25 protein-coding genes are annotated in these 23,600 nt (G+C 60.8%); 11 read left to right on the forward strand and 14 right to left on the reverse strand.

The features are described 5' to 3' along the window. Window positions 1-5: 5 nt before the first annotated feature. The 7 genes from HMPREF3096_RS08810 to osmE form a co-directional block, all read right to left on the reverse strand. Entirely contained in the window at window positions 6-1,352 is a 1,347-nt protein-coding gene (locus tag HMPREF3096_RS08810) for a 6-phospho-beta-glucosidase (RefSeq protein WP_008807751.1), read from the reverse strand. 110 nt (window positions 1,353-1,462) lie between these two features. Further along, window positions 1,463-2,287 carry a transcriptional regulator ChbR gene (gene chbR / locus HMPREF3096_RS08815; RefSeq protein WP_012968458.1) on the reverse strand — a complete coding sequence of 275 codons (825 nt, stop codon included), beginning with the start codon at window positions 2,285-2,287 and terminating at the stop codon, window positions 1,463-1,465. 27 nt (window positions 2,288-2,314) lie between these two features. Then, window positions 2,315-2,662 (reverse strand): PTS N,N'-diacetylchitobiose transporter subunit IIA, encoded by a 348-nt coding sequence (gene chbA, locus HMPREF3096_RS08820; RefSeq protein WP_004140356.1) that lies wholly within the window; start codon window positions 2,660-2,662, stop codon window positions 2,315-2,317. 53 nt (window positions 2,663-2,715) lie between these two features. Beyond that, window positions 2,716-4,074: a PTS N,N'-diacetylchitobiose transporter subunit IIC gene (chbC, locus tag HMPREF3096_RS08825; RefSeq protein WP_008807749.1), complete on the reverse strand. Its 1,359-nt coding sequence runs from the start codon at window positions 4,072-4,074 to the stop codon at window positions 2,716-2,718. A gap of 11 nt (window positions 4,075-4,085) precedes the next feature. Further along, window positions 4,086-4,202: a hypothetical protein gene (locus tag HMPREF3096_RS30830; RefSeq protein ID WP_012542074.1), complete on the reverse strand. Its 117-nt coding sequence runs from the start codon at window positions 4,200-4,202 to the stop codon at window positions 4,086-4,088. 19 nt (window positions 4,203-4,221) lie between these two features. After that, window positions 4,222-4,542: a PTS N,N'-diacetylchitobiose transporter subunit IIB gene (gene chbB / locus HMPREF3096_RS08830; protein ID WP_016160760.1), complete on the reverse strand. Its 321-nt coding sequence runs from the start codon at window positions 4,540-4,542 to the stop codon at window positions 4,222-4,224. Window positions 4,543-4,820: 278 nt separating this feature from the next. Next, on the reverse strand, window positions 4,821-5,159 hold the full coding sequence (osmE, locus tag HMPREF3096_RS08835; protein ID WP_008807747.1) for an osmotically-inducible lipoprotein OsmE: 339 nt from the start codon (window positions 5,157-5,159) through the stop codon (window positions 4,821-4,823). A 282-nt stretch (window positions 5,160-5,441) separates the two neighbouring features. On the opposite strand from osmE, the gene nadE reads away from it, so the two are divergent. Together nadE and cho are read left to right on the forward strand one after the other, a co-directional pair. Beyond that, window positions 5,442-6,269 (forward strand): ammonia-dependent NAD(+) synthetase, encoded by an 828-nt coding sequence (gene nadE / locus HMPREF3096_RS08840; protein ID WP_008807746.1) that lies wholly within the window; start codon window positions 5,442-5,444, stop codon window positions 6,267-6,269. A 98-nt stretch (window positions 6,270-6,367) separates the two neighbouring features. After that, window positions 6,368-7,231 carry an excinuclease Cho gene (gene cho / locus HMPREF3096_RS08845; RefSeq protein WP_032730128.1) on the forward strand — a complete coding sequence of 288 codons (864 nt, stop codon included), beginning with the start codon at window positions 6,368-6,370 and terminating at the stop codon, window positions 7,229-7,231. Window positions 7,232-7,319: 88 nt separating this feature from the next. On the opposite strand, the gene spy is transcribed toward cho, so the two are convergent. The 6 genes from spy to HMPREF3096_RS08875 all read right to left on the reverse strand — a co-directional run bounded on the left by spy (window position 7,320) and on the right by HMPREF3096_RS08875 (window position 14,172). Beyond that, the gene (spy, locus tag HMPREF3096_RS08850; RefSeq protein WP_008807744.1) at window positions 7,320-7,805 is read right to left on the reverse strand and encodes an ATP-independent periplasmic protein-refolding chaperone Spy; all 486 of its coding nucleotides are present in this window, start codon (window positions 7,803-7,805) and stop codon (window positions 7,320-7,322) included. Between the two features lie 343 nt (window positions 7,806-8,148). Further along, window positions 8,149-9,114: a succinylglutamate desuccinylase gene (gene astE, locus HMPREF3096_RS08855; RefSeq protein WP_022065123.1), complete on the reverse strand. Its 966-nt coding sequence runs from the start codon at window positions 9,112-9,114 to the stop codon at window positions 8,149-8,151. 9 nt (window positions 9,115-9,123) lie between these two features. After that, window positions 9,124-10,449 (reverse strand): N-succinylarginine dihydrolase, encoded by a 1,326-nt coding sequence (gene astB, locus HMPREF3096_RS08860; RefSeq protein ID WP_032730126.1) that lies wholly within the window; start codon window positions 10,447-10,449, stop codon window positions 9,124-9,126. Beyond that, on the reverse strand, window positions 10,446-11,924 hold the full coding sequence (gene astD / locus HMPREF3096_RS08865; protein WP_008807741.1) for a succinylglutamate-semialdehyde dehydrogenase: 1,479 nt from the start codon (window positions 11,922-11,924) through the stop codon (window positions 10,446-10,448). The genes astB and astD overlap by 4 nt, the downstream gene beginning before the upstream one ends. Next, a complete protein-coding gene (gene astA / locus HMPREF3096_RS08870; protein WP_002901491.1) occupies window positions 11,921-12,955 on the reverse strand; it encodes an arginine N-succinyltransferase in 1,035 nt (344 codons plus the stop codon). Before astA ends, astD begins: the two co-directional genes overlap by 4 nt. After that, entirely contained in the window at window positions 12,952-14,172 is a 1,221-nt protein-coding gene (locus HMPREF3096_RS08875) for a succinylornithine/acetylornithine transaminase (RefSeq protein WP_032730119.1), read from the reverse strand. The genes astA and HMPREF3096_RS08875 overlap by 4 nt, the downstream gene beginning before the upstream one ends. A gap of 438 nt (window positions 14,173-14,610) precedes the next feature. Here HMPREF3096_RS08875 and xthA point away from each other — a divergent pair, with 438 nt between their 5' ends. The 8 genes from xthA to HMPREF3096_RS08915 all read left to right on the forward strand — a co-directional run bounded on the left by xthA (window position 14,611) and on the right by HMPREF3096_RS08915 (window position 22,263). After that, window positions 14,611-15,417, forward strand: a complete 807-nt coding sequence (gene xthA, locus HMPREF3096_RS08880) for an exodeoxyribonuclease III (RefSeq protein WP_012968464.1) — start codon at window positions 14,611-14,613, stop codon at window positions 15,415-15,417. A gap of 213 nt (window positions 15,418-15,630) precedes the next feature. Continuing rightward, a complete protein-coding gene (locus HMPREF3096_RS08885; RefSeq protein ID WP_048293447.1) occupies window positions 15,631-16,287 on the forward strand; it encodes a TVP38/TMEM64 family protein in 657 nt (218 codons plus the stop codon). Continuing rightward, entirely contained in the window at window positions 16,274-16,984 is a 711-nt protein-coding gene (locus HMPREF3096_RS08890) for a TVP38/TMEM64 family protein (RefSeq protein WP_012542083.1), read from the forward strand. The genes HMPREF3096_RS08885 and HMPREF3096_RS08890 overlap by 14 nt, the downstream gene beginning before the upstream one ends. Further along, the gene (locus tag HMPREF3096_RS08895) at window positions 16,981-17,541 is read left to right on the forward strand and encodes a carboxymuconolactone decarboxylase family protein (RefSeq protein ID WP_032730114.1); all 561 of its coding nucleotides are present in this window, start codon (window positions 16,981-16,983) and stop codon (window positions 17,539-17,541) included. The genes HMPREF3096_RS08890 and HMPREF3096_RS08895 overlap by 4 nt, the downstream gene beginning before the upstream one ends. 2 nt (window positions 17,542-17,543) lie before the next feature. Next, a complete protein-coding gene (locus HMPREF3096_RS08900) occupies window positions 17,544-18,722 on the forward strand; it encodes an ABC transporter substrate-binding protein (protein ID WP_012542085.1) in 1,179 nt (392 codons plus the stop codon). Beyond that, entirely contained in the window at window positions 18,695-20,230 is a 1,536-nt protein-coding gene (locus HMPREF3096_RS08905) for an ABC transporter permease family protein (protein ID WP_032730112.1), read from the forward strand. Before HMPREF3096_RS08900 ends, HMPREF3096_RS08905 begins: the two co-directional genes overlap by 28 nt. After that, the gene (locus HMPREF3096_RS08910; protein ID WP_023297432.1) at window positions 20,230-20,862 is read left to right on the forward strand and encodes an ATP-binding cassette domain-containing protein; all 633 of its coding nucleotides are present in this window, start codon (window positions 20,230-20,232) and stop codon (window positions 20,860-20,862) included. The genes HMPREF3096_RS08905 and HMPREF3096_RS08910 overlap by 1 nt, the downstream gene beginning before the upstream one ends. A gap of 93 nt (window positions 20,863-20,955) precedes the next feature. Beyond that, window positions 20,956-22,263, forward strand: coding sequence for a rhodanese-like domain-containing protein (locus HMPREF3096_RS08915; RefSeq protein WP_070544393.1), 1,308 nt, complete (start codon window positions 20,956-20,958; stop codon window positions 22,261-22,263). Between the two features lie 49 nt (window positions 22,264-22,312). On the opposite strand, the gene HMPREF3096_RS08920 is transcribed toward HMPREF3096_RS08915, so the two are convergent. Beyond that, a complete protein-coding gene (locus HMPREF3096_RS08920) occupies window positions 22,313-22,927 on the reverse strand; it encodes a CDP-alcohol phosphatidyltransferase family protein (RefSeq protein ID WP_032730109.1) in 615 nt (204 codons plus the stop codon). Window positions 22,928-23,013: 86 nt separating this feature from the next. Here HMPREF3096_RS08920 and HMPREF3096_RS08925 point away from each other — a divergent pair, with 86 nt between their 5' ends. Then, entirely contained in the window at window positions 23,014-23,424 is a 411-nt protein-coding gene (locus HMPREF3096_RS08925) for a pyrimidine (deoxy)nucleoside triphosphate diphosphatase (protein ID WP_064180204.1), read from the forward strand. Window positions 23,425-23,600 lie beyond the last annotated feature (176 nt).

Below are 23,600 nucleotides of genomic sequence, written 5' to 3' on the forward strand. Positions count from 1 at the left end.
TCCTGTTAAGATTTCAGTTTTTCGATAGTCGCCGCAAAGTTCGGCAGCCATTTTTCATGCGCCAGAATCATCTCCCGCGCCAGCTGCTCGGCGTCACGATCGGAATGGATCAGCGGGCTTAAGTTCAGCGCCAGCAGCACATCATTCAGCTCGCCGCTGATCGCCGCCTGGCTGGCCGCCACTTCGAACCCCTTGATGGTGTAGATAAGCCCCAGTACCTTCTCATCGAAATGGGTGATGCGCGGCGTCGGCTTCGCGCCGTCGCGACCTAAGGTGCAGCTCATCTCGACCGCCCAGTCCGCCGGGATATTATCCACGTGGCCATGATGCGGGATATTCACATAGTGCTCAGTCTGCTTGTCGTTATAGATAGCGTTGATCACTTCGCAAGCGGCATCGGAGTAGTAGGCGCCGCCGCGCTGCTCCAGCTCCTTCGGCTTGACCTTGAGATCCGGATTTTTATACAGCTCGAACAGCTGTTTCTCCACCTTCTGCACCACCTGGGCGCGCGCGCCGCCCTTATAGTACTCGCCCATCTCAATCGCCAGCATCTCTTTTGGCTTAAAGTAGTAGAGCAGATAGGAGCATGGGATCAGGCGCAGGGAGCGGATCAGCCCCTCGCTAAACGGCAGGTCGAAAATATTTTTCACCGAGTTCGCGGTCAGGCGGCCAGAGGCCACGCCGTCCAGCAGTTCATCGAAGCGCGAGACGCCGTTAACCAGCACGTCGCGGACGAACACCAGATGATTCAGACCGAACAGGTCGATATTCAGCTCATCGCTCGGGCTGAGCTGCAGCACGTCGGTGATGAACATCTTCATGCCGATAGGAATGTTGCACACGCCGATAAAGCGTTTGAAACTGGTGTGGCGATAGACCGCCTCGGTGACCATGCCCGCCGGGTTGGTGAAGTTGATGATCCACGCGTCCGGGCAAATCTCCTGCACATCTTTTACGATATCAAAAATCACCGGGATGGTGCGCAGCCCTTTAAACAGCCCACCCGCCCCGTTGGTCTCCTGGCCCAGGTAGCCGTGGCTCAGCGGAATACGCTCATCTTTTTCACGCGCCTTCAGCTGGCCCACGCGCAGCTGGGTGGTGACAAAATCCGCGCCCTGCAGCGCCGCACGGCGATCCAGCGTTTTATAGACCTTCATCGGCACGCCGGCTTTTTCCACCATCCGCTCGCACAGCGCATGGATAATATCGAGCTTCTCCTGGCCCTCTTCCACATCCACCAGCCACAGTTCAGTGACCGGCAGTTCATGGTAACGTTTCAGAAAGCCTTCCAGTAATTCCGGGGTATAGCTGCTGCCGCCGCCAATAGTGACTACTTTTAATTTCTGGCTCATCTTTTTCTCCCTTGGGCGCTACGCCTGGACGCAGGCCGCTCTCCGCAACAATGCGGACAGTTAATTTGAATGATTTACGGTATAAACCTGGCGGATAAAACCGCGCGGGTTTAATTAATACTGGTCAAATGTTTGCGATAACTGCTCGGCGTAAACGACGTCAGTTTTTTAAAGGTTTTAATAAACAGGCTCGGGCTACTGTACCCGGATTCATACGCAATATCCGTCACCGAATAGTTGGTAATTTCCAGCTGCTTTTTGGCAAAGTTAATACGGATATCATTAATTATCTGCATCGGCGTTTTACCATAATAGCGCTGGGTCGCCCGGGTTAAATATTCCTGCGTTTTTCCCGAGAGACGAACCATATTCTCGAGCGCGCCCTCACCGAATTTCAGCTTATCGTGCATGGCCTCAACGGTATTTTTTAGCCATTGCGGAATAACATCGGCAACCGGCTCTTCGCGATAGTGGCGTAAACGGTTAATGACATAAAAGGAAACCAGCTCGATAAATTCGTCAAATTCCGTTTCGCGAAAATTGAGTGAGGCGATAACCGACTCAACGTAGCCGAGAAAAGCGCTCTGCACGGCGTAAACCTGTGAGGCCACCAGGCCAAACGGCAGCAGCGGCAGATAATGTTTCTCAAAGAAGCGTCTGCTGATGCCGACGTTAAGGATGCGCGTCGCCCCAAATTCGTAAAAGCTCTGGTGGTGCGACCCCATCGGGATAAAGACGAAATCCCCGCGCTCCAGCAGCACCCGTTTGCCATTGATCTCCTGGTAATAGCGCCCGGTTAATACCACGGTAAATTCGTAGTAATCATGCTGGTGAAGCCCGCTCACGCTTTCCGTTTTGTTATAGATGACCACATGAAAGTTCTTCCCGTTGAACAGCTGTTGTTCTCTGGCGGTACTGATCTCGGTGGTCATCATCCTGGGCTGCCTCATCGTCGCGATGGCCTATTGTACCTTCTCGTGCAGCTCAATCAATTCGGCGACCAGCTCACGGGCCAGCATCGAGGTCATCAGATGGTCCTGAGCATGCACCAGCACCAGGCTGACCTTCATTTTGCCTTCGCCCTCGTCGCTTTCGATAAGCTGGGTCTGCACGCGATGCGCCTCGCTCAGCGCCTGGCGCGACTGCTCCATCATCGCTTTCGCCGCGGCAAAATCGCCCTGCTTCGCCTGCTTCAGCGCGCCATAGGCCAGGCTGCGGGCCTGTCCGGAGTTGATAATCAACCCCATCACCACCTCTTCGAGGTCATTTTCCGGGGTTTCTACCGCGTCGATGTTGTCCAGATCAAACATAATATTTCCCTCATTTATCAGGCGGTACGGGGCACTGCCCGTACCGCGCGGTATCAGAATTTCAGTGCGTTAGCGATGTCTTCTTCGCTCTCTTCCTGCTCGATGACGGTCTGCGCTTTATTCGACAGCACCACAAACGGCAGGTAGACCAGAGTCGCGACGCCAAGGTTGAACAGGGCTACCAGCAGGGCGGCCACGCTGCCGTTACTGTTAAAGAACGCTCCCAGACCGGTCGGCATGGTCCACGGCGCCAGGTTGGTCACCGGAGGGATAATCCCCAGGCTATAAGCCGCCAGCGTAATGGCTGCCAGAATCGGCTGGACCAGCACGAAGGGGATAAACATCACCGGGTTCATAATGATCGGCAGACCAAACAGAATCGGTTCGTTAATCTGGAAGATGCCTGACGGCAGTGCCAGCTTCGCCACCTGACGATGGTCAGCGCGACGGGAAGCGATAAAGATGGCGATAATCAGACCCAACGTTGCCCCGGAGCCACCCAGCAGGATATAGGAGTCGAGCATCGGCTTGGCCCAGAAGTGGAACTGTTTGCCTGCTTCGATAGCCGCATCAACCGAGCCGTACTGGTTGTACAGCGCGATGTTTTCCAGCGCCCACGGGGTCATGATGCCGTTATCCAGCGCCGTCAGCGCCAGGGAACCGTGCACGCCGAAGAACCACAGCAGGGAGTTAAAGATAACGTATGCCCAGCCGACCACGCTGCCCATCGCCGCCAGCGGCGTGGAGATCGAGTCCATGATGATCTGGTGGAAGTTGCTGCCGTAGCTCGACAGGGCCCACGAGATAATGCCGAAGATAGAGAGGATCAAGAAGCCCGGGATCAGCGCGGAGAAAGAGCGCGATACTGACCCTGGCACGCTGTCCGGCAGTCTGATCACCCAGTTACGACGGATCACGAAGGTGAACAGTTCCGCGACAACCAGACCGATAATCATCCCGGAGATGATGTTCTGCCCGCCCAGCCAGTTGGCGCCCACCGCATAGGCTTCGCCCACGCTATACGGGGTCACGGTCATGAAGGCCGCCACCGCCAGCAGGCCCGCGGCCATCGGGTCGACTTTGCGCTCTTCCGCCAGCGCGGAGCCGATAAAGAACGGCGCCATCAGCGACATAATGCCGAGGGTACCGTTATAGACGTTCCCGCCGATAGCCTTAAAGCCGTTTAAGGTTTCAATGGTGGAGGCATCCAGTCGAATGCCCATAGAATAAAAGAAAGAGCCTTCGCCGAAGCTCAGAAAAACGTTGTTAATTAATACAAACATGGCCCCGGCGAGGGTCAACGGCATTAACTTAATAAATCCGTTTTTAATCGCATTAATATGCGGCTGCTTTCCTATTTTCACTGCAAAAGGAAGGAGTACCTTTTCAAGCGAGTCGATCACTTTACTCATAGTCAATACCCTTAAAAGCCGCAATAAACTATTACGGCGATGATGTATGAAATTACTCTTTGACGGGAAAATAAACTCTTTATTTTTTGACGTCCGGCAACAGGGTGCCGCCAGGCGTCAAAATACATCGAGTTTTAAAAGTTAAAATTATTGTGCTGCAGCTTTCTTAATGGCCGCGACGGCGGCTTTCAATACACCTAAACCATCCACCTTGCCATACAGAAGAGAATCGATGACTTCTACCGGTTTATTCGGCAGCAGGCGCTGAATTTCCGGTAACATATACGCAATTTGTGGTCCTAATAATACCACGTCGGCTGCCGGTCCCTTTTCACCTGCCAGGGTTTCGGGATAGGCTTCAATAATGACCGGGACTTCGTATTTTTCTGCCTGCGCGCGCATTTTGGAGACCAGCAGTGATGTAGACATGCCTGCCGAGCAGAAGAGATAAATGTGTTTCTTTTCCATGAACGCTTCCTCAATGTGTGAGACCAGGGCCTTCAGCAACCGCTGAGAGCCGGTAAGACTGGTAACATCCGGTTAATTCTGTTTATGGGTTGAGTATACGGCAAGCTGAGCCGCCAGGATAATTCGCTGTTGAACAGAATTGTCTCTCATTGACCTCTGGTTTTGACTACCCTCACATTTTCACCCAAATAATTCGCGCAATTAAATAAGCATCAGTACTCACAAAAAAGCCCGACCAGTGGTCGGGCTTACGTAGGGCTCAGTAAACAGTAGGAAGCTTACTTGGCGTTGCGCGGGTCAGTATCATACTCGGCGCAGGTCTGGTAGCCGGAGTTAATCACATGGCCGGTGTCGTCGAGGGCCACAAAGTAGGTCTCTACTTTACCATCCCGTTGACCGAGGATGTAGGTCTGGCAGGTGCCGCGGGCATGAACCATGGTCACTTCCGTTGAAGGTTTGCCAGCGATCTGCATCACCTGCTGACGCGACATCCCTTTCTTCACATCTTTCACCACCGGCTGGGTAAACTGGTCTTTGGTACGATCGTAAGCGGTACAGCCCGCCAGTAAGGTTAACGCGACGGTGACGCCCAGTATTCCTGCTAAGCTTTTGTTCATTTTGGTTCCTCTTTTCTACTGTGTAACGATAAGCCTGGAATAAATAGTGTTATTTTTCAAGCCGAACAGCGAAATCATGTCTGATTGTGTTATTGCGTAAACAGGATTGACGCGCCGCTGCCGATCGGCGGTTTCTCCCGCGCAGTGGCATCTATAATGAAATCCTATGTCATTGATTGCCTTCTTTTCCGGCAGTCAAAACCCCGGTCCTTGTCGTTTCAGCGGCAAAGAGGTAGCTTTAAGCCAACAGCTTGCCAAACAGATTCACTTTCGGAGGGCGCGATGACGCTACAACAAGAGATTATTCAGGCGCTGGGCGCAAAGCCGCAGATTGATGTCGCCGGCGAGATCCGCCGCAGCGTCGATTTCCTGAAGTCCTACCTGCAGACCTACCCGTTTATTAAATCGCTGGTGCTGGGTATCAGCGGCGGCCAGGACTCCACCCTGACGGGGAAACTGTGCCAGATGGCGATTAATGAACTGCGTGCCGAAACGGGCGACAGCAGCCTGCAGTTTATTGCCGTTCGGTTGCCCTATGGCGTGCAGGCGGATGAGCAGGACTGCCAGGACGCCATCGCCTTTATCCAGCCTGACCGGGTGCTGACGGTGAATATCAAAGCCTCGGTACTGGCCAGTGAACAGGCGCTCCGCGAAGCGGGGATCGAACTGAGCGACTTTGTTCGCGGTAACGAAAAAGCCCGTGAGCGGATGAAGGCCCAGTACAGCATCGCCGGAATGACCAAAGGGGTGGTGGTCGGCACCGACCATGCGGCGGAAGCGATTACCGGCTTCTTCACCAAATATGGCGACGGCGGCACCGACATCAACCCAATTTTCCGCCTGAACAAACGTCAGGGCAAACAGCTGCTGGCCCATCTCGGCTGCCCGGAACATCTGTATAAGAAGCTGCCGACCGCCGACCTGGAAGACGATCGCCCCTCCCTGCCGGATGAAGTGGCCCTGGGTGTCACCTACGAGAACATCGACGATTATCTGGAAGGCAAAACGCTGGACCCCAGTATCGCTAAAACGATCGAAGGCTGGTATCTGAAAACCGAACACAAGCGTCGGCCACCGATCACCGTCTTTGACGATTTCTGGAAAAAATAGTCCCTCCCCGCCCCGGCCCGCGCCGGGGTTATTTTTTGCGCTTTTCGCCGCAAAAACCGCCTGCTATACTGGATAGATAGACAGTATCAGGAGTTATTGTGGCCAGAAAGCAATCTGCCCCGCGTCTGGAGTTTGAAGCGGCGGCGATCTATGAATATCCCGAACATCTTCGCCCGTGGCTGGAGGCGCTGCCAAAGCTGCCGGGCGTCTATCAGTTTCACGGCGACAGCGACACAATGCCGCTCTATATCGGTAAGAGCGTCAACCTTCGCAGCCGTGTGTTATCTCACCTGCGCACGCCCGAAGAGGCCGCGATGCTGCGTCAGTCGCGGCGTATCACCTGGCAGCGCACCGCAGGCGAGCTGGGAGCGCTGCTGCTGGAGGCGCGGCTGATTAAAGAGCAGCAGCCGCTGTTTAACAAGCGGCTACGGCGTAACAAGCAGCTCTGCGCCTGGCGACTTGCGGACCACCGGCCGCAAATTGTCTATGCCCGCGAGGTTGATTTCTCGCACCAGCAGCATCTCTATGGCCTGTTCGCCAACCGGCGGGCGGCGCTGCAGATGCTGCAGAGCCTTGCCGACGAACAGCGCCTCTGTTATGGCCTGCTTGGTCTGGAACCGCTCAGCCGCGGCCGCGCCTGCTTTCGCTCCGCGCTGGGCCGCTGCGCCGGCGCCTGCTGTGGAAAGGAGAGCGTGGAGGCGCACAGAGATCGCCTGCTGGCGCAGATGAGTAAACTGCAGCTGGTGTGCTGGCCGTGGGCGGGACCGGTGGCGCTGGAGGAGCGCGGCCCGGATATGACGCAGTATCACGTCATTCATAACTGGCTGTGGCTGGGCGCCGTCGACTCGCTCGACCAGGCCGCGGAGTTGACCCGTCTGCCCGCCGGATTCGACCAGGATGGTTACAAGATCCTCTGTAAGCCTTTGCTCAGCGGTCACTATCCGCTGCACCCGCTTGGCTGAGAAACCACCAATAAAAAAACCGCCGGCCCTGCCCAACGCCTGATGGCATTATTGGGCAAGACCGGCGGTCTTGATTCAGTTCGCTACATTATTCAGCAGGTGCAGGCATTTTACCTGCCGGCGCGTTGCGTTCTGTCAGATGCTTCTCAAAATTAGCATTGAACTGTTTTTTCTGCTCTGGAGTCAGAATGTTGTAGATCTTGTTCTGCGTTTCCAGGCGGGACAGCGCCATCGCTTTATGCTGCGCTTCCATCTTATCGATCTGCGCTTCCGCTTTCGCCTTATCGAAGGTGTCGCTGGCGATCAGATCGTGCATCGCGCGGCGTTCGTCGAGGGACGGACGCTTCATGTTCTCACGCTGGCTCTTCATGATGTCGCGGATCTGTTGTTTCTGCGCATCGGTCAGGTTCAGGCCTTTAAACATCATGTCATGCTGACCCGGGCCGCCTTTATGATGCATCATCATCGGCTTGCTGTCGCTCGGCGCGGTGGTGGTATCGGCGGCGTGTGCCAGGTTAGCCGCGCCCAGAGCCAGAGTAGAGGCAACAAACAGTGCAGTGAGTTTCTTCATCATTCAATCCTTACTTTACGTTATTCTTACGGCGCGTTGCCGTGTTGACGAGATTAACTTTACGACGTTAATCGTCAATTAGTCAGAGCAAGAGTAAAACAATGAAAGTGTAAAAAACAGTTTCTCGCCAATTATGGAGAAAATAAGGAATTTAGCCGAAGAATTGCAATAAAAAATAAATAACCTACTGTTTTTCAGAGAAATTATGGAGAGTATAAAGGAGGGGAGATTAAAAACAAAGCATTTTACCAGGAATAATCTGCAAATTTACACTGGCGCACGAAAAAATAAGATGGTGAAAAAAGACGCGCGAAATAAAGCAGGCCGCCCGGCGGACGGCTTGCCCTCAGGATAATTTCTCCAGCATCAGGCCGGCGCGCAGTCCCTTAGCCACCGTCGGATTGGGAAACAGGACATACTCCGGCTCAGGCCCCACCACATACCGCGTCTCGCCCTCCTCCGCCAGCAGCGTGCCGGGTTCGAAGGGGGTGAAGTTCAGCGTCTGATCCGCCATATGCAAGTGGAAATCATCGCTATGGCGGGTGATCTGCTGTACCACCCGGTAGCGCAGCGGCGCCGGGGCGTCGGCAATGGCCAGATCCCCCACCAGCAGCCGGGAAAGCGCGCCTTCGGCGGCGGCAAACTGCGTCAGATCGTTTTCACCCAACGGCAGCGCTTTGCCCAGCTCAAGGGTGCAGGCCAGCGCCGCGAACCGTTCGCAGCTGAAGTGGGTAAAGGTCCCGCCAGGCTGACGATGAAACACCAGCGCCTCCAGCCCGGCGCCGCCCAGCCAGTGAAGAAAATCCTCCTCCCACGGCGTATCGCGGGCCGGGAGCACGCCGAAGCGCGGATGTAGCGACCCGCGGATCGCGGTATGCAGATCGAGGTGCCAACGAGGACCATCGTGGTCGCGATAGAAGCGGGCCACCGCCTGCTCCAGCCGCTGCGCCCGCTGCGTCTCCTCACTGAGCGGAAACTGCCGCCAGCGCTCGCCAAACATCCGGTTCATATCACTGTGCAGATAGCGCTTATTCGCCCGCAGCGCCGGTGGGTTGCCAACGATCACCAGCAACCGCCAGCGCAGCGGGAGTGCCTCCCGGACCAGTCGCTGCACCAGGTGGTCGACTATCTCCACCGGTGCCGTTTCGTTGCCATGAATGGCGCAGGAGAGTACCAGCCCGCGCTCGCAGCGCGCATGCGGCGTCAGCTCGAGGATCCCCTCTCCCAACCAGTGCCAGCGAAAGTGCGCTGTCTCGCCGTGAAAATGGTGGGGCAAACGCCCCGCCAGGGTTAATGCCAGAAAATGTTCCACCGCGCCCCCTTATTGCTGAAATGGATAAACCGAACCGAGCTGCAGGATCTGGGTCAACCGATCCAGCGCGTCACGCCCTTCCCGCAGCAGTTGCGGGTCGGCGAGGTCGGCCTGGGTAAGGCGATCGCGATAGTAGCGATCCACCCAGTCATTGAGGGTGGCAAACAGCGTATCGTTCATCAGGACGTGCGGATTGACGGCCTGATACTCCTCGGCCGTCAACACCACCCGCAGGCGCAGGCACGCCGGACCGCCGCCGTTGGCCATACTCTCGCGCAGATCGAACACCTGTAGCGCGGCGATGGGGTTGTCCCCGGCCAGCAGCTCATTGAGGTATTCCCAGACGCCGGCATGCTCCTGCGCTTCGTGGGGCAGGATCAGCGCCATGCTGCCATCCGCCCTGCTCAGCAGCTGGCTGTTGAACAGATAGGTGGCAACCGCCTCTGCCACCGTGACCCGACTGGCGGGGACCACCAGCGGCGTAAAACCCGGCACCCGCTGCGCCAGCTGCTGGAGAAGCGCGGTCTGGTCGGCAAAGGCCTGCTCATGGCAGAACAGGACCTGACGGTTGCTCACCGCGATAACATCGTTATGAAAAACCCCCGTGTCGATCGCCGTCGGATGCTGGCGGGCGAAGATCAGCTGGCGGGGATTGACCTGATTGAGGCGCGCTACCGCCTGGCTGGCCTCAAGGGTTTGCCGCGCCGGATAGCGACGCGGCGCCTCCTTGCTCCCCCGGCGGCGGCCATAGACAAAGAGCTGGACGCCGGGGGCGCCATACGCGCCGCCGAGACGGTTATGGTTCGCCGCCCCTTCGTCGCCAAACCAGGCCGAGGCGGGCAGCGACGGATGGATGGCAAATCGCGTGCGGTCGGGGAATATCGCCTGCAGCAGCGCCTCTGTGGTCGGTGCTTCGCTGGCGCGGTGGAATTTATCCTGCAGATTCGCCACCGTCAGGTGCACCAGGCCATCCAGCGAATCGGCGGAGGGACAGACCGTCGCCGCGTTCGCCACCCACATTGCCGAGGCCGAACTCACCGCCGACAGCAGATCCGGATCCTGCTGCGCCGCCCGGGCCACCACCTGCTCATCGCTGCCGCTAAAGCCCAGCTGCCTCAGGAGTGGCACATTGGGCCGCTCCTGAGGCGGGATCACTGCCTGCGGGTAGCCGGCGTCGGCGAGGGCTTTCATTTTTTTCAGCCCTTGCTTTGCCGCCAGCTGCGGGTTCGACACCCGGTGGCGGTGCCGGGTGGAAGCCTCGTTGCCAAAGGAGAGCCCGGCGTAGTGATGGGTCAGCCCGGGCAGACCGTCAAAGTTGACTTCGCGGGCGGTCATGACGCCTCCCCGGCCAGAAAGTCGAGCCCCGGGTTCAGGCTGGCGGGCAGCGTCAGGGTCGGCGATTCAAGGCTGGCCATCGGCCAGGCGCAATAATCGGCGGCATACCAGGCCCCCGGACGATGGTTACCGGACGCCCCGGTGCCGCCGAACGGCGCGGTACTCGCCGCCCCGGTCAGCGGTTTGTTCCAGTTGACTATCCCTGCCCGCGCCTCGAGCAGCAGTCGATCAAACTTCTCCCGTTCCGGAGAGATTAACCCACAGGAGAGGCCGAAGCGGGTGGCGTTGGCTAAGGCAATCGCCTCCTCGAACGTGTCGTAGCGCCAGACGCCAAGCAGCGGGCCAAACACCTCTTCATCTTCAACATTGGCCACGTCGCTCATGTCGACAATCCCCGGCGTTAGCAGCGACGTTCCGGCCTGCAATAAACGTGGCTCCAGCAGCGTGACCGCGCCAGCGGCGACCCGCTGCAGCCATGCCTGATGCACTTTCTGCGCGGCCGGTTCAGAGATAAGCCCGCCGAGAAACGGCTGCGGCTCGGCGTCCCACGCCGCCGGGATCAGCCGCTGGCACACCGTCACCAGCCGGGAGAGGAAGGCATCGCCCGCCTCGCCGCGCCGGACCAGCAGACGGCGGGCGCAGGTGCAGCGCTGGCCGGCGGTAATAAAGGCGGACTGGATGGTCAGATGCACCGCGGCATCCACGTCCCGCGGATCGTCGACGATCAGCGGGTTATTGCCGCCCATCTCCAGCGCGAGGATCTTCTGCGGCTGCCCGGCCAGCTGGCGATGCAGATGAAAACCGGTGGTTGAGCTGCCGGTAAACAGCAGCCCGTCGATATCCGCCTGACCGCTGAGCGCCTCGCCGGTTTCCCGACCGCCCTGCACCAGGTTGAGCACCCCGGCGGGCAGGCCGGCCTGCTGCCATAGTTTCACCACCGCTTCGCCGCTGCACGGGGTGAGTTCGCTGGGTTTAAAGACCACAGTATTGCCCGCCAGCAGCGCCGGCACGATGTGCCCGTTCGGCAGATGGCCGGGAAAGTTATAGGGGCCAAACACCGCCAGCACGCCGTGCGGCCGGTGACGCAGCGTGGCGGCGCCGTCGGGCAGATCGCTGTGCTGTTCGCCGGTGCGGACGTGGTAGGCCTTCACCGAGATCGCCACCTTGTTGATCATCGCCGTCACTTCCCCGGCCGCCTCCCAGCGCGGCTTTCCGGTCTCGGCGCCGATCATCGCCGTCAGCTCCGCCTTACTGGCCTCCAGCAGGGCGGCAAACTTTTCAACGATCGCCTGACGGGCGGCAAACGGCAGCCGCGCCCAGGCCGGGAACGCCTGGCGGGCAGCCGCCACCGCCTCAGCAACCTGCCCGGCATCCGCCGCTTCGCCCTGCCACACAACCTTCAGGTTAACCGGATCCTGTTTACTGAAACCTGGCCCACGACCGGGTCGCCACTCGCCATTAATCCACAGACTCATGCGGTTTTCTCCTCAGGGATCAGGCGCACCATGCGTACCTGGTCGCCGGCATGACACTTCAGCATATCCAGTTCGCGGGCGCTGAGGGTCAGGGTGTCGCCATCCGGGTCGGCATGCACCAGCAGAGCGCGGAACTGGTGATACTGTTCATTCGCCACCAGGCACAGCGGCCAGTCACCGGGTGGGGTTTCACCGGCCTCGGTGGTCACCAGACGGCTTTTGCGGATCGCCCGCACCCGGTCGATGTCGCACTCCAGAGTCGGGCCGCCGTCGAAAATATCGATGTAGTTCAGGTAGCGGAACCCCTCTTTCTCCAGCACCGTCCGGGCCGGGGCGGTCTGCGGATGAACCTTGCCGATCACCGCCTGCGCCTCAGGGGAAAGGAAATCGATATACAGCGGATGCTTGGGCATCAGGGCGGCAATGAAAGCCTTCTGTCCGGTGCCGCACAGGTAGTCGGCGCGGGAAAACTCCATGGCGAAAAAGCGTTTGCCCAGGCTCTCCCAGAACGGCGAGTAGCCCTGCTCGTCAATCACCCCGCGCATCTCGGCGACCACCTTCTCATTGAAGCGCTCGCGAAAGGCGGCCATAAATAAGAAGCGCGATTTCGACAGCAGATAGCCATTGCCCTCTTTGCGCCACTGCGGGTCGAGGAACAGGGTACACAGCTCACTGCTGCCGGTATGGTCGTTGCTGAGAAACAGCGTCGGCAACGCCTGATAGACGTTGAGCTCCTTCGAGGCATGGACCTGGGTGCCGACCCGGTAGTTATACCAGGGATCGTTGAGCCCCACCGCCACCTCGATCGCGCAGATGCCCACCACCGCGCCGCTTTCGCTCTCCTCCAGCACAAAGACATAGCCCTGCTCGCTTTTCGGTAGCTCGCCGCGCCAGGTCTGCTGCGAGCGGGCGATCCGCGCCGCGAGGGTCGCTTCATCCACCGGCAGCGAGGTCAGCCCGCCGCCGGTCTCCGCTGCCAGCTTCAGCAGCCCGGGCAAATCGCCCGGCTCCACCGGTCGAATAACCATCATGATGAGACTCCTGCCACGAAACGCGCGCAGGCCCGCTCGACGCGATCCAGCCCGTTATTCACCTCTTCTTCACTGACGTTCAGCGCCGGCGCAAAACGCACCACATTAGCGCCGGCGATCAGGATCATCACCCCCTCTTCCGCCGCCAGGTTGCTGAGCGTTTTCGCCTTCCCGGCCCAGGCGTCGTTCAGTACGCAGCCGAGCAGCAGTCCCAGGCCGCGGATCTCCTTGAACAGACCATAGCGGGCGTTGATCGCCTGCAGACGCTCGCAAAACCACTGGTGGCGCTGTCTGACGCCGGAGAGGACTTCCGGGGTGTTGACGATCGACAGCAGCTCGCCGGCCACCGCCCCGGCCAGCGGGTTGCCGCCGTAGGTGGTGCCGTGGGTACCGACGGTCATCACGCTGGCGCAGGCCTCTGTCGCCAGCAGCGCGCCGATAGGGAAACCGCCGCCCAGCGCTTTGGCGGTGGTCAGCACATCGGGCGTCACGCCGTAGTGCATATAGGCATACAGCTCGCCGGTGCGCCCGACCCCGGTCTGCACTTCATCGAAAATCAGCAGGGCGTTGTGCTGGTCGCAAAGCTGGCGCAGGCCGCGTAAAAACTCGCCGCTGGCCGGCACCACGCCCCCTTCGCCCTGCACCGGCTCGACGATCACCGCGCAGGTTTGGTCATTGATTAAGGCCTTTGCCGACTCGAGATCGTTAAACACCGCATGCTGGATCTGCGGCGGCAGCGGGGCAAAATCCCGGGAATAGGCCGGCTGACCGCCCGCCGAGACAGTGAACAGCGTCCGCCCGTGGAAAGCGTTCTGAAAGGCGACGATGCCGCTTTTCTCGCTGCCAAAGCGATCGTGGGCAAATTTACGCGCCAGCTTGAGCGCCGCCTCATTGGCCTCGGCCCCGGAGTTACAGAAGAAGACCCGGTCGGCGAAGGTGGCATCGATAAGCATTTTGGCCAGACGCAGGATCGGCTCATTGGTGTAGCCGTTGCCGGTATGCCAGAATTTGCCGGCCTGGTCGGTCAGAGCTTGCACCAGACGCGGATGGGCGTGCCCCAGCGCGTTCACGGCGATGCCGCCGGCAAAATCGATATACTCTTTGCCCTGCTGATCCCACAGCCGCGACCCGGCGCCCCGCACCGGAATAAACGCCGCTGGCGCGTAGACCGGCATCATCCATTCATCAAAGTGGTTACGCGTAATTGACTGAGACATATCGACCTCTTCCGGTAAATTAAAAGTAGCAATAATGTTAATAAATATGAGTTATTACGCTGTAAATGTAGATTGCACGGTTCGTGCCAGCCAGCGATAAAAATGCATAAACCGGTTGAGATAACGCAGAATCAAGGAGTTACAGCCGAACGCTATTCACATAAAATGCATATTTAGTGAATAAGTATCCGATAAAGGGGGATAAACAGTGATTAAAGAAGATAAGTTATGCAACGGTAAGATATAATTCTGTAATTGTGATCCTCTGCGAAATTTATCGTAGATATTTGCCCTTTTTTGGCGCGGCATGCCCGTAAAAGGGGCAACTACGGCACGCTCATGCGCAGCGATTGGCAGAATGACGCATCCGGTGGCAGCCAGCCAGGCGAATTTCTGCTACCATCCCTGCACTATTCACCTTGCACAGTGGCAGCGACTATGAAATTCGTCTCTTTTAATATCAACGGCCTGCGCGCCCGCCCACACCAACTGGCCGCCATCGTCGAAAAACACCAGCCGGACGTGATTGGCCTGCAGGAAACCAAAGTTCACGACGATATGTTCCCTCTCGAAGAGGTCGCCAAACTCGGCTATAACGTCTTTTATCATGGACAAAAAGGCCATTATGGCGTCGCGCTGCTGACCAAAGACACGCCGATTGCCGTCCGCCGCGGTTTCCCGGACGATGGCGAAGAGGCTCAGCGCCGCATCATCATGGCGGAGATCCCGTCGCCTTTCGGCAACGTCACGGTGATTAACGGTTATTTCCCACAGGGTGAAAGCCGCGATCATGAAACCAAATTCCCGGCCAAAGCGGCGTTCTATCAGAATCTGCAGAACTATCTGGAGACCGAACTCAACAAAGAGAATCCGGTGCTGATCATGGGCGATATGAACATCAGTCCCACCGATCTCGATATCGGTATTGGTGAAGAGAACCGCAAACGCTGGCTGCGTACCGGCAAATGTTCCTTCCTGCCGGAAGAGCGGGAGTGGATGGATCGCCTGCTGGGCTGGGGCCTGGTGGATACCTGGCGTCAGGCTAATCCGGACAATCAGGAGCACTTCTCGTGGTTCGATTACCGCTCCAAAGGCTTCGACGATAACCGCGGGCTGCGCATCGACCTGCTGCTGGCCAGCCAGCCTCTGGCCCAGCGCTGCGTGGAGACCGGAATCGATTATGAGATCCGCGGAATGGAAAAACCGTCCGACCACGCGCCGGTGTGGGCCACCTTCCGGCCATAATTTACGCCCTTCTCTCGCCTCCCGCTGTGCGGGGGGCAGAATTTCCTGAGCAAAATCAACAAAGCGACGGTAAACCATTGTGACGGTCGTCGGAACAGGATACTGTCGCGCGCACTTTTTGATGTCCACTGCGTCCAGACTGTACAGGAGCACCCCTCATGCAAAAGAAGCCGTCATCCGGCCATTGGTAAAGGGCTGGGACTTCTCGCGCTGGTGGCCACGCTGGCCGTTATCAGCCATCGCGTCGGTCTCCACGATCTGCTGACTCACCTTCATCTGCTTCAGGACACCCTGCGCCATCAGGGCGCCTGGGGATATCTGGTCTATGTCGCGCTGTTTATCATTGCCACCCTGTGTCTGATCCCCGGCAGCCTGCTGGTGATCGCCGGCGGGATGCTCTTCGGCCCGCTGACAGGCTCCCTGCTCTCGTTTGCCGCCGCCACCCTCGCCTCCGCGCTGTCGTTTTTAATCGCCCGCTGGCTTGGGCGCGATCTGCTGCAGCGCTATGTGGGCCATACCGCCGTCTTTCAGGCGATTGAGCGCGGTATCGCCCGCAGCGGCTGCGATTTCCTGATCCTCACCCGCCTGGTGCCGCTCTTTCCCTACAATATTCAGAATTACGCCTACGGCCTGACGGCGATCCCTTTCTGGCCCTTTACCCTGATCTCCGCCGTGACTACCCTGCCGGGCCTGGTCATCTATTCGGTAATGGCCAGCGAGCTGGCCCGCGAGGGCGTAACTCTCGCCTTCGCGCTCAAACTGAGCCTCGCCGGCGGGCTGCTGTTTGCCCTGGTGCAGATGGGCAAACGGTTTGCCCGCGCCCGCCGTATGGCAACGCCCGGCGAGGAGGTGCGCCATGACCCAACCTGATCGCCGTCACCTGCGCCGCGCCCGGCTGGCCCTTGCCGTGGTGGCCGTCGCCGGGCTGGCCGCCTGGTGGTGGTTCCCCGGCGGGCGAACCTTTCTGCAGCAGAGTCTGACGGCGTTAGCCTCCCTGGATCCGCAGCAGGTCAGAGGGTTTATCGCCGCCTGGGGGCCGCAGGCCGCGCTGGTCTCATTTGCGCTGATGATCCTCCAGGCGATCGTCGCTCCGCTGCCGGCTTTCCTGATTACCCTGGCGAACGCCGCCCTGTTCGGCGCCTTCTGGGGCGGTGCGCTGTCATGGTTCAGCGCCATGGTCGGGGCCGGGCTCTGCTTCTGCATCGCCAGAGCGCTGGGGCGCGAAGTGGTGGAAAAACTCACCGGCCGCGCGGTGCTGCGCAGCGTCGACGGCTATTTCACTCGCTTTGGCCCGCAGACGATCCTGGTCTGCCGCCTGCTGCCGTTTGTCCCGTTTGACCCGGTCAGCTATGCCGCCGGACTAACCTCGCTGCGCTTCTGGCCCTTTATGCTGGCCACCGGCGTGGGCCAGCTGCCGGCGACTATCGTCTATTCCTGGGCCGGGAGTCTGCTCACCGGGGGCACCTTCTGGCTGGCCACCGGGCTTTCGCTGCTTTTTGCCCTGGCGGTGGTCATCTCTATCGCCAAAAATATTTACCGTGAACGTCATAAGAGATCGTCGCCATGAGCTTACCCCCGCTGGATTCTGTCCCCCTGATCCTTCGTCCGCAGGCCTGGCTGCACCGCCGGCATTACGGCCAGGTGCTAAGCCCCATTCGCTGGTGGGGACGGATCCCGTGGCTGTTTTACCTGGTTTCGCTGTTCGTGGGCTACATTGAACGCCGCCGCTCGCCGCTGGATCCAGTGCTGCGGTCGCTGGTCAGCGCCCGCATCGCCCAACTGTGCCACTGTGAATTCTGTATCGATATCACCAGCATGACCCTCGCCGCGCGGAGCGGCAGCCAGGACAAGCTGCTGGCGGTCGCCGACTGGCGCAGCAGTACGCTGTTCAGCGAAAAAGAGCGTCTGGCGCTGGCCTATGCCGAAGCCGCCACCCAGACGCCGACGGAGGTGGATGATGCCCTGCGCAGCGCGATGGCCGCGCATTTTGACGCCAGGGCGCTCACCGAGCTGACCGCCCTGATCGGCCTGCAAAATTTATCAGCGCGGTTCAATGCCGCGATGGCGATCCCGGCCCAGGGGTTGTGTCAGATGCCCACCTCTTCCCCGCAGAATAAGGAGTAACGATGCGCCGTTTGCGTGATTTCAGCCTCTGTCTGTGCCTGCTGCTGCTCTGGCCGCTGGCGGTTAATGCCAACGACAGCTGGCGGCAGATCCAAACGGAAGCCCGCGGGCAGACCGTCTGGTTTAACGCCTGGGGCGGGGACCCGGCCGTCAACCGCTATCTGGCGTGGGTCAGCGAGGAGGTCAAACGCCACTACGCGATCGACCTGCGTATTGTCCCCATCGCCGACGCCGCCGACGCAGTGAAACGCATCCAGAGCGAGGCGCAGGCCGGCCGTCGCCGGGGCGGGTCGGTGGATCTGCTGTGGATCAACGGCGAAAACTTTCGCACGCTTAAGCAGGCCAACCTGCTGCTCACCGGCTGGGCCGAATCACTGCCCAACTGGCGCTTTGTCGATCTGCAAAAGCCGGTTCGGGAGGACTTTTCTGTCGCCACCGACGGTACGGAGTCGCCGTGGGGCAGCGCCCAGCTGACGTTTATCGCCCGCCGCGGGCAAACGCCGCAGCCACCCACCAGCCCGCAGGCGCTGCTGGCCTTCGCCAGGGCCCATCCCGGCAGCGTGACCTACCCGCGGCCGCCGGACTTCACCGGCACCGCCCTGCTGGAGCAACTGCTGATCGCCCTCACCGACCAGCCGGCCGCCCTGCGCCAGCCGCCGCAGACGGCGACCTTCGCGGCGGTCACGGCCCCGCTGTGGCGCTATCTCGATGCGCTGCACCCGGCCCTGTGGCGGGCGGGCAAGGATTTCCCGGCGTCGCCGGCACGGATGGATACCATGCTCAACAATGGCACCCTCCGCTTATCACTCACGTTTAACCCGCTGCACGCCCGGCAGAAAGCCGCCAGCGGCGAATTACCGACGGACAGCTACAGCTTCGGCTTCACCGCGGGGACCCTCGGCAACGTCCATTTCGTTACCATCCCGGCTAACGCCCGCGCCGTCGCTGGCGCCAAAGTGGTGGCCAATTTCCTGCTCTCGCCTGAAGCGCAGCTGCGCAAGGCCGATGCCGCCGTCTGGGGCGATCCGAGCGTACTGGACCCGCAGCGTCTGCCTGACGGCCAGCGTCAGGCGCTGGCGGCTACCGTGCCGCAGGATCTACCGCCGGTGCTTGCCGAGCCGCACGCGGCATGGGTTGACGCGCTGGAGCAGGAATGGCTGCGCCGCTACGGTACCCACTGATCCTGCTGGCCTGGGGGACGATGGCGGCGATCTATCTGCCGTTGCTCCCCGCCGCCGGGGAACTGGTGGGCGCTGCGCGCTCCCCGGCCCACTGGCGGGCGCTGTTCGCCGACCCGCAGCTGGGCCAGGCGCTGGCCGCCACGCTCGTCTCGACGCTGCTGTCCGTCGGCGGCGCGCTGCTGATCGCCCTGACCGTCGTCGCTGCCCTCTGGCCCTCGCTCCGCTGGCGGCGACTGGCTTCCCGTCTGCCGCTGCTGCTGGCGGTACCCCATCTTGCCCTGGCGACGGCGGCGCTGCTGCTGTTCGCCGAAGGGGGTTGGATCTGGCAGTGGCTGCCGCTTCTGACGCCGCCGGTCGACCGGTATGGCATCGGGCTTGGCCTGACGATGGCCCTGAAAGAGAGCGCCTTTGTGCTGTGGGTGATCTATGGCCTGCTGGGGGAGAAACGCCTCGCCGACCAGGCGACCGCGCTGAAGAGCCTCGGCTACGGCCGCTGGCAGTGCCTGCGCTGGCTGGTGCTGCCCGCCCTGCTGCCCGCCCTCGGCATGGTGCTGCTGGCCGCCACCGCCTGGAGTCTGTCGGCGGTCGATGTCGCCCTGGTGCTGGGGCCCGGCAATCCGCCCACTCTCGCCGTGCTGGCGTGGCAGTGGTTAAGCCAGGGCGATGACCTGCAGCAGGCCAAAGGGGCGCTGGCCAGCCTGTTACTGATGACGATCCTCGGCGGGCTGGCGCTGGTGGCCTGGGGAGGGTGGCGGATACAGCGCCAGTACCAGCCCAATCTGCGCGGTATTCGTCACCCTCATCCTCATGCCCTGCCCGGCCGCCTGCTGGCGGCGCTGCTGCCGCTGAGCGGTCTGCTGGGCGCGCTATTGCTGGCGGGGCTGGCGCGCTCAGCGCCACCGCAGATGGATGCCCTCGGCAACAGCCTTGGCCTGGCGCTGGCGGCCTGCGCCCTCGGCGCGGCTGTCTGCCTGCTGTGGCTGGCCTGCGGCCCGACGCGGGGAGATGGCTGGGTCTGGCTGCCGCTGGTCCTCCCGGCCCTGCCGCTGGCCGCTGGCCAGTACCGGCTGGCGCTGTACGCCTGGCTAGACGGCGAATGGTGGACCGTTCTGTGGGGCCATCTGCTGTGGGTGGTGCCATGGATGCTGTTTATTTTGCGCCCGGCCTGGCGCCAGCGCGACCCGCGGATGGCGATTATCGCCCGCACGCTCGGCTGGGGGCCCACGCGTATTTTCTGGCTGCTGACCCTGCCCTCGCTGACCCGCCCGCTGCTGACCGCGCTGGCGGTGGGCTTTTCCGTGAGCATCGCGCAGTATCTGCCGACGCTATGGCTGGGGGCAGGCCGTATCCCGACGCTCACCAGTCAGGCGGTGGCGCTCAGCAGCGGCGGCGAGGTGCAGACGCTCGCCGCCCAGGCGCTGTGGCAATTACTGCTGCCGGCGGTATGCTTTACCCTGACGGCCCTTCTCGCCTGGCTGGCGGGCCGCTATCGACGAGGACTTCGCTAGTGCTAACCGTAAACCATCTGACCCTGAGCGTGAAACGTCAGCCGCTGCTGCGGGAGGTCGCCTTTTCGGTGGCGCCTGGAGAAGTGCTGACGCTGATGGGCCCCTCCGGTAGCGGAAAATCGACGCTGTTTGCCTGGATGATTGGCGCCCTGGCCGGCGACTTCCGCGCCGAGGGCGAGCTGTGGCTCAATGGACGTCGCTGCGATACGCTGCCGACGGAGCATCGACGCATCGGCATCCTGTTTCAGGACCCGTTACTGTTCGACCATTTCAGCGTCGGGCAAAATTTACAGCTGGCGCTGCCGGAGAGTGTGCGCGGCGAGGCGCGAAAAGCCGCAGTGGAGCAAGCGCTCAGCCGCGCCGGGCTGCATGGCTTCGCCCCACGCGACCCGGCCACGCTCTCCGGCGGGCAGCGGGCGCGGGTGAGCCTGCTGCGCGCCCTGCTGGCGCGCCCCGAGGCGCTGCTGCTCGATGAACCCTTCAGCCGTCTGGATGCCACCCTGCGCGCCGCGTTCCGCCGCTGGGTTTTTGAGGAACTGGCCCGCCAGGCCATTCCGGCGATCCTGGTGACCCACGATCGCGAGGACGGTCCGCCGGCGGGACGCTGCCTGGCGATGGAGACCTGGCAATGAAGAGCAATAGCGTGCAAACCTGCGTTACCGCAAAGAAATCGGCGCCTGGCGAGCGGAGAATACGCCCTCCACTTTTTACCGTCGGGCATTTCGATGAAACGTGTTTCTCAATTGACCGCACTCGCCCTGCTTATGGGGCTTGCTGCTTCCACCACCTGCGCCGCTGAAACCATGCCAGCGCTCACTCTCTCCCACCTGCAACAGCAGCACGGCGTGGTCATTGACACCCGCCTGAGCGCTTATTACAACGGCTGGCCTCAGCGCGCCAACGGCCCCGAAGGTCATGAGCCGCAGGCCCTGAATCTTTCCGCCCGCTGGCTCGGCGCCATGAGCGACGATCAGCTCCGCGCCTGGGCTAAGCAGCACCAGATCCAGCCAGATACCCCCGTCGCGCTGTACGGCAACCCGGAAGATAATGCCAGCGTCGCGGCGCGGCTGAAACAAGCGGGCTTCACCCGGCTCAGCACCCTGAGCGATGCGCTGAGCCAGACCGACCGCCTGCAAAAGCTGCCGCACTTTGAACAGCTGGTCTACCCCCAGTGGCTGCACGACCTGCAGCAGGGAAAACGCGTAGCCGCCGCCCCGACCGGCGACTGGAAAGTGTTCGAAGCCGCCTGGGGAGCGCCGAAACTCTATCTGCTGAGCCATATCCCTGGCGCGGGCTATATCGATACCAATGAGGTGGAAAGTGAACCGCTGTGGAATAAAGTGTCCGACGCACAGCTGAAAGCGATGCTGGCGAAGCACGGCATCCGGCATGACACCACGGTGATCCTCTACGGTCGCGACGTCTACGCCGCAGCGCGGGTGGCGCAGATCATGCTGTACGCCGGGGTCAAAGACGTGCGCCTGCTTGACGGCGGCTGGCAGACCTGGTCCGACGCCGGGCTGCCGGTCGAGCGCGGCATGCCGCCGGCGCAGCAGCCGGCGCAGGACTTCGGCGCGCCGATCCCCGGCCAGCCGCAGCTGATGCTGGATACCGAACAAGCCCGCGGGCTGCTGCATCGTCAGGACGCCTCGCTGGTCAGCGTCCGCTCGTGGCCGGAGTTTATCGGCACCACCAGCGGCTACAGCTATATCAAGCCGAAGGGTGACATCGCCGGCGCCCGCTGGGGCCACGCCGGGAGCGACTCCACGCACATGGAAGACTTCCATAACCCGGACGGCACCATGCGCAGCGCTGACGATATCGCTACGCTGTGGCGCCAGTGGAACATTCTGCCGAGCCAGCAGGTGGCGTTCTATTGCGGGACCGGCTGGCGGGCCTCGGAAACCTTCATGTATGCCCGCGCCATGGGCTGGCCGCACGTCGCGGTGTACGACGGCGGCTGGTACGAATGGAGCAGCAACCCGCACAATCCGGTCGCCCGCGGCGAACGCGGCCCGGAAAGCAGTCAGTAACACGCCCCACCAGCGCGTCGCCCCCAGCCAGCGACGCGCGCTTTCCCGCTCACACCACCCGCTTTAAGGTCTGGTAGCCACTGCAGATGCGCGTCGCCGTCGTCAGCCAGCACAGCGCGCCAAACAGCCACGCAAGCCAGGCGAAATGCGCCGGAAACAGGCAGCAGAGGACAAACAACAGGATGGTCTCCGTCCCCTCCGTCAGGCCCCCAAGATAGTACAGCGATTTATGGGCGTAGCCGGGATTGGCGATCTGATGCCTGGCCGCCAGTGCGGCAAAAGCGAGAAAGCTGCTGCCGGTGCCGATAAAGGCAAACAGCAGCCAGGCCCCCGCCAGGGCATTGTTCAGCGGATCCGCCAGAATAAAGCCGAACGGCACCAGGGCGTAGAAGAGAAAATCCAGCGCAATATCGAGAAAACCGCCGGCGTCGCTGAGCCCGCGCCGCCGCGCCAGAGCGCCGTCCAGACCATCCAGCAGGCGGTTGAAGAGAATAGCGACCAGCGCCGCGCTATACCACCCCAGCGCCAGAAAGGGCAGAGCCAGCACGCCGATGGCAAAACCGAGGAGCGTCAGCCCGTCCGGTGAAATACCCGGGCGGTCAAGCGCGCCGGCGACAGCGTTAAGCAGGGGTTTGAGGCGCGGATGCAGGTGGCTATCAAGCACGGAGGTCTCCAGCAGGGTTGGCGGTTGTCAGTCAAGGTCTATGGCGGTGATAATAGGCCAGATTCGTCTTATTCACGTTGATGCTTATGCTAAAAATGATTGATGTTGTCGCAGCCATTATTGAACAGGATGGCAAGATTCTGCTGGCGCAGCGTCCACCCCACGCCGACCAGCCGGGGATGTGGGAGTTCGCTGGCGGCAAAGTGGAGCCTGGTGAAAGCCAGCCGCAGGCGCTGGCCCGCGAGCTACAGGAGGAGATGAGCATCATCGCCCACCCGGCATGCTATATTGCCAGCCATCAGCGGGAAGTCTCCGGCCGCCAGATCCATCTGCACGCCTGGTGGGTGCCGCACTTTCAGGGCATACCGCTGGCCCACTATCACACTCAGCTGCGCTGGTGCCTGCCCGCCGACGCCTTAACCTTCGATCTCGCCCCGGCCGATATTCCTCTGCTGCATGCCTTTATCGCCCAGCGCCCGACCCTTTCCGGCCGCTGATCCGCCCGCCGCCTCGTCATCGTTTTTAGTTATGACGGGCGGACAATTATAAATTTTGTTGTCGGCTTAATTTTTCCTTGCTTGCCTAAGGATTAGCGGTGTTATAGTCGGAAAATCGGTTTTTTCAAGGACCGAATCATAATAAATACATGCAACCACAACCATAAGGGGAACTT

The organism is Klebsiella sp. HMSC25G12, assembly GCF_001807705.1.
Classification (GTDB): domain Bacteria; phylum Pseudomonadota; class Gammaproteobacteria; order Enterobacterales; family Enterobacteriaceae; genus Klebsiella; species Klebsiella variicola.

What these genes read in the sequence shown, in the direction of transcription:
- HMPREF3096_RS08810 (WP_008807751.1), bottom strand. Translation starts at nt 1,352, where the DNA reads ATGAGCCAGAAATTAAAAGTAGTCACTATTGGCGGCGGCAGCAGCTAT.
- chbR (WP_012968458.1), bottom strand. Translation starts at nt 2,287, where the DNA reads ATGATGACCACCGAGATCAGTACCGCCAGAGAACAACAGCTGTTCAAC.
- chbA (WP_004140356.1), bottom strand. Translation starts at nt 2,662, where the DNA reads ATGTTTGATCTGGACAACATCGACGCGGTAGAAACCCCGGAAAATGAC.
- chbC (WP_008807749.1), bottom strand. Translation starts at nt 4,074, where the DNA reads ATGAGTAAAGTGATCGACTCGCTTGAAAAGGTACTCCTTCCTTTTGCA.
- HMPREF3096_RS30830 (WP_012542074.1), bottom strand. Translation starts at nt 4,202, where the DNA reads ATGTATTTTGACGCCTGGCGGCACCCTGTTGCCGGACGTCAAAAAATA.
- chbB (WP_016160760.1), bottom strand. Translation starts at nt 4,542, where the DNA reads ATGGAAAAGAAACACATTTATCTCTTCTGCTCGGCAGGCATGTCTACA.
- osmE (WP_008807747.1), bottom strand. Translation starts at nt 5,159, where the DNA reads ATGAACAAAAGCTTAGCAGGAATACTGGGCGTCACCGTCGCGTTAACC.
- nadE (WP_008807746.1), top strand. Translation starts at nt 5,442, where the DNA reads ATGACGCTACAACAAGAGATTATTCAGGCGCTGGGCGCAAAGCCGCAG.
- spy (WP_008807744.1), bottom strand. Translation starts at nt 7,805, where the DNA reads ATGATGAAGAAACTCACTGCACTGTTTGTTGCCTCTACTCTGGCTCTG.
- astB (WP_032730126.1), bottom strand. Translation starts at nt 10,449, where the DNA reads ATGACCGCCCGCGAAGTCAACTTTGACGGTCTGCCCGGGCTGACCCAT.
- astD (WP_008807741.1), bottom strand. Translation starts at nt 11,924, where the DNA reads ATGAGTCTGTGGATTAATGGCGAGTGGCGACCCGGTCGTGGGCCAGGT.
- astA (WP_002901491.1), bottom strand. Translation starts at nt 12,955, where the DNA reads ATGATGGTTATTCGACCGGTGGAGCCGGGCGATTTGCCCGGGCTGCTG.
- HMPREF3096_RS08875 (WP_032730119.1), bottom strand. Translation starts at nt 14,172, where the DNA reads ATGTCTCAGTCAATTACGCGTAACCACTTTGATGAATGGATGATGCCG.
- xthA (WP_012968464.1), top strand. Translation starts at nt 14,611, where the DNA reads ATGAAATTCGTCTCTTTTAATATCAACGGCCTGCGCGCCCGCCCACAC.
- HMPREF3096_RS08890 (WP_012542083.1), top strand. Translation starts at nt 16,274, where the DNA reads ATGACCCAACCTGATCGCCGTCACCTGCGCCGCGCCCGGCTGGCCCTT.
- HMPREF3096_RS08895 (WP_032730114.1), top strand. Translation starts at nt 16,981, where the DNA reads ATGAGCTTACCCCCGCTGGATTCTGTCCCCCTGATCCTTCGTCCGCAG.
- HMPREF3096_RS08900 (WP_012542085.1), top strand. Translation starts at nt 17,544, where the DNA reads ATGCGCCGTTTGCGTGATTTCAGCCTCTGTCTGTGCCTGCTGCTGCTC.
- HMPREF3096_RS08905 (WP_032730112.1), top strand. Translation starts at nt 18,695, where the DNA reads ATGGCTGCGCCGCTACGGTACCCACTGATCCTGCTGGCCTGGGGGACG.
- HMPREF3096_RS08915 (WP_070544393.1), top strand. Translation starts at nt 20,956, where the DNA reads ATGAAACGTGTTTCTCAATTGACCGCACTCGCCCTGCTTATGGGGCTT.
- HMPREF3096_RS08925 (WP_064180204.1), top strand. Translation starts at nt 23,014, where the DNA reads ATGCTAAAAATGATTGATGTTGTCGCAGCCATTATTGAACAGGATGGC.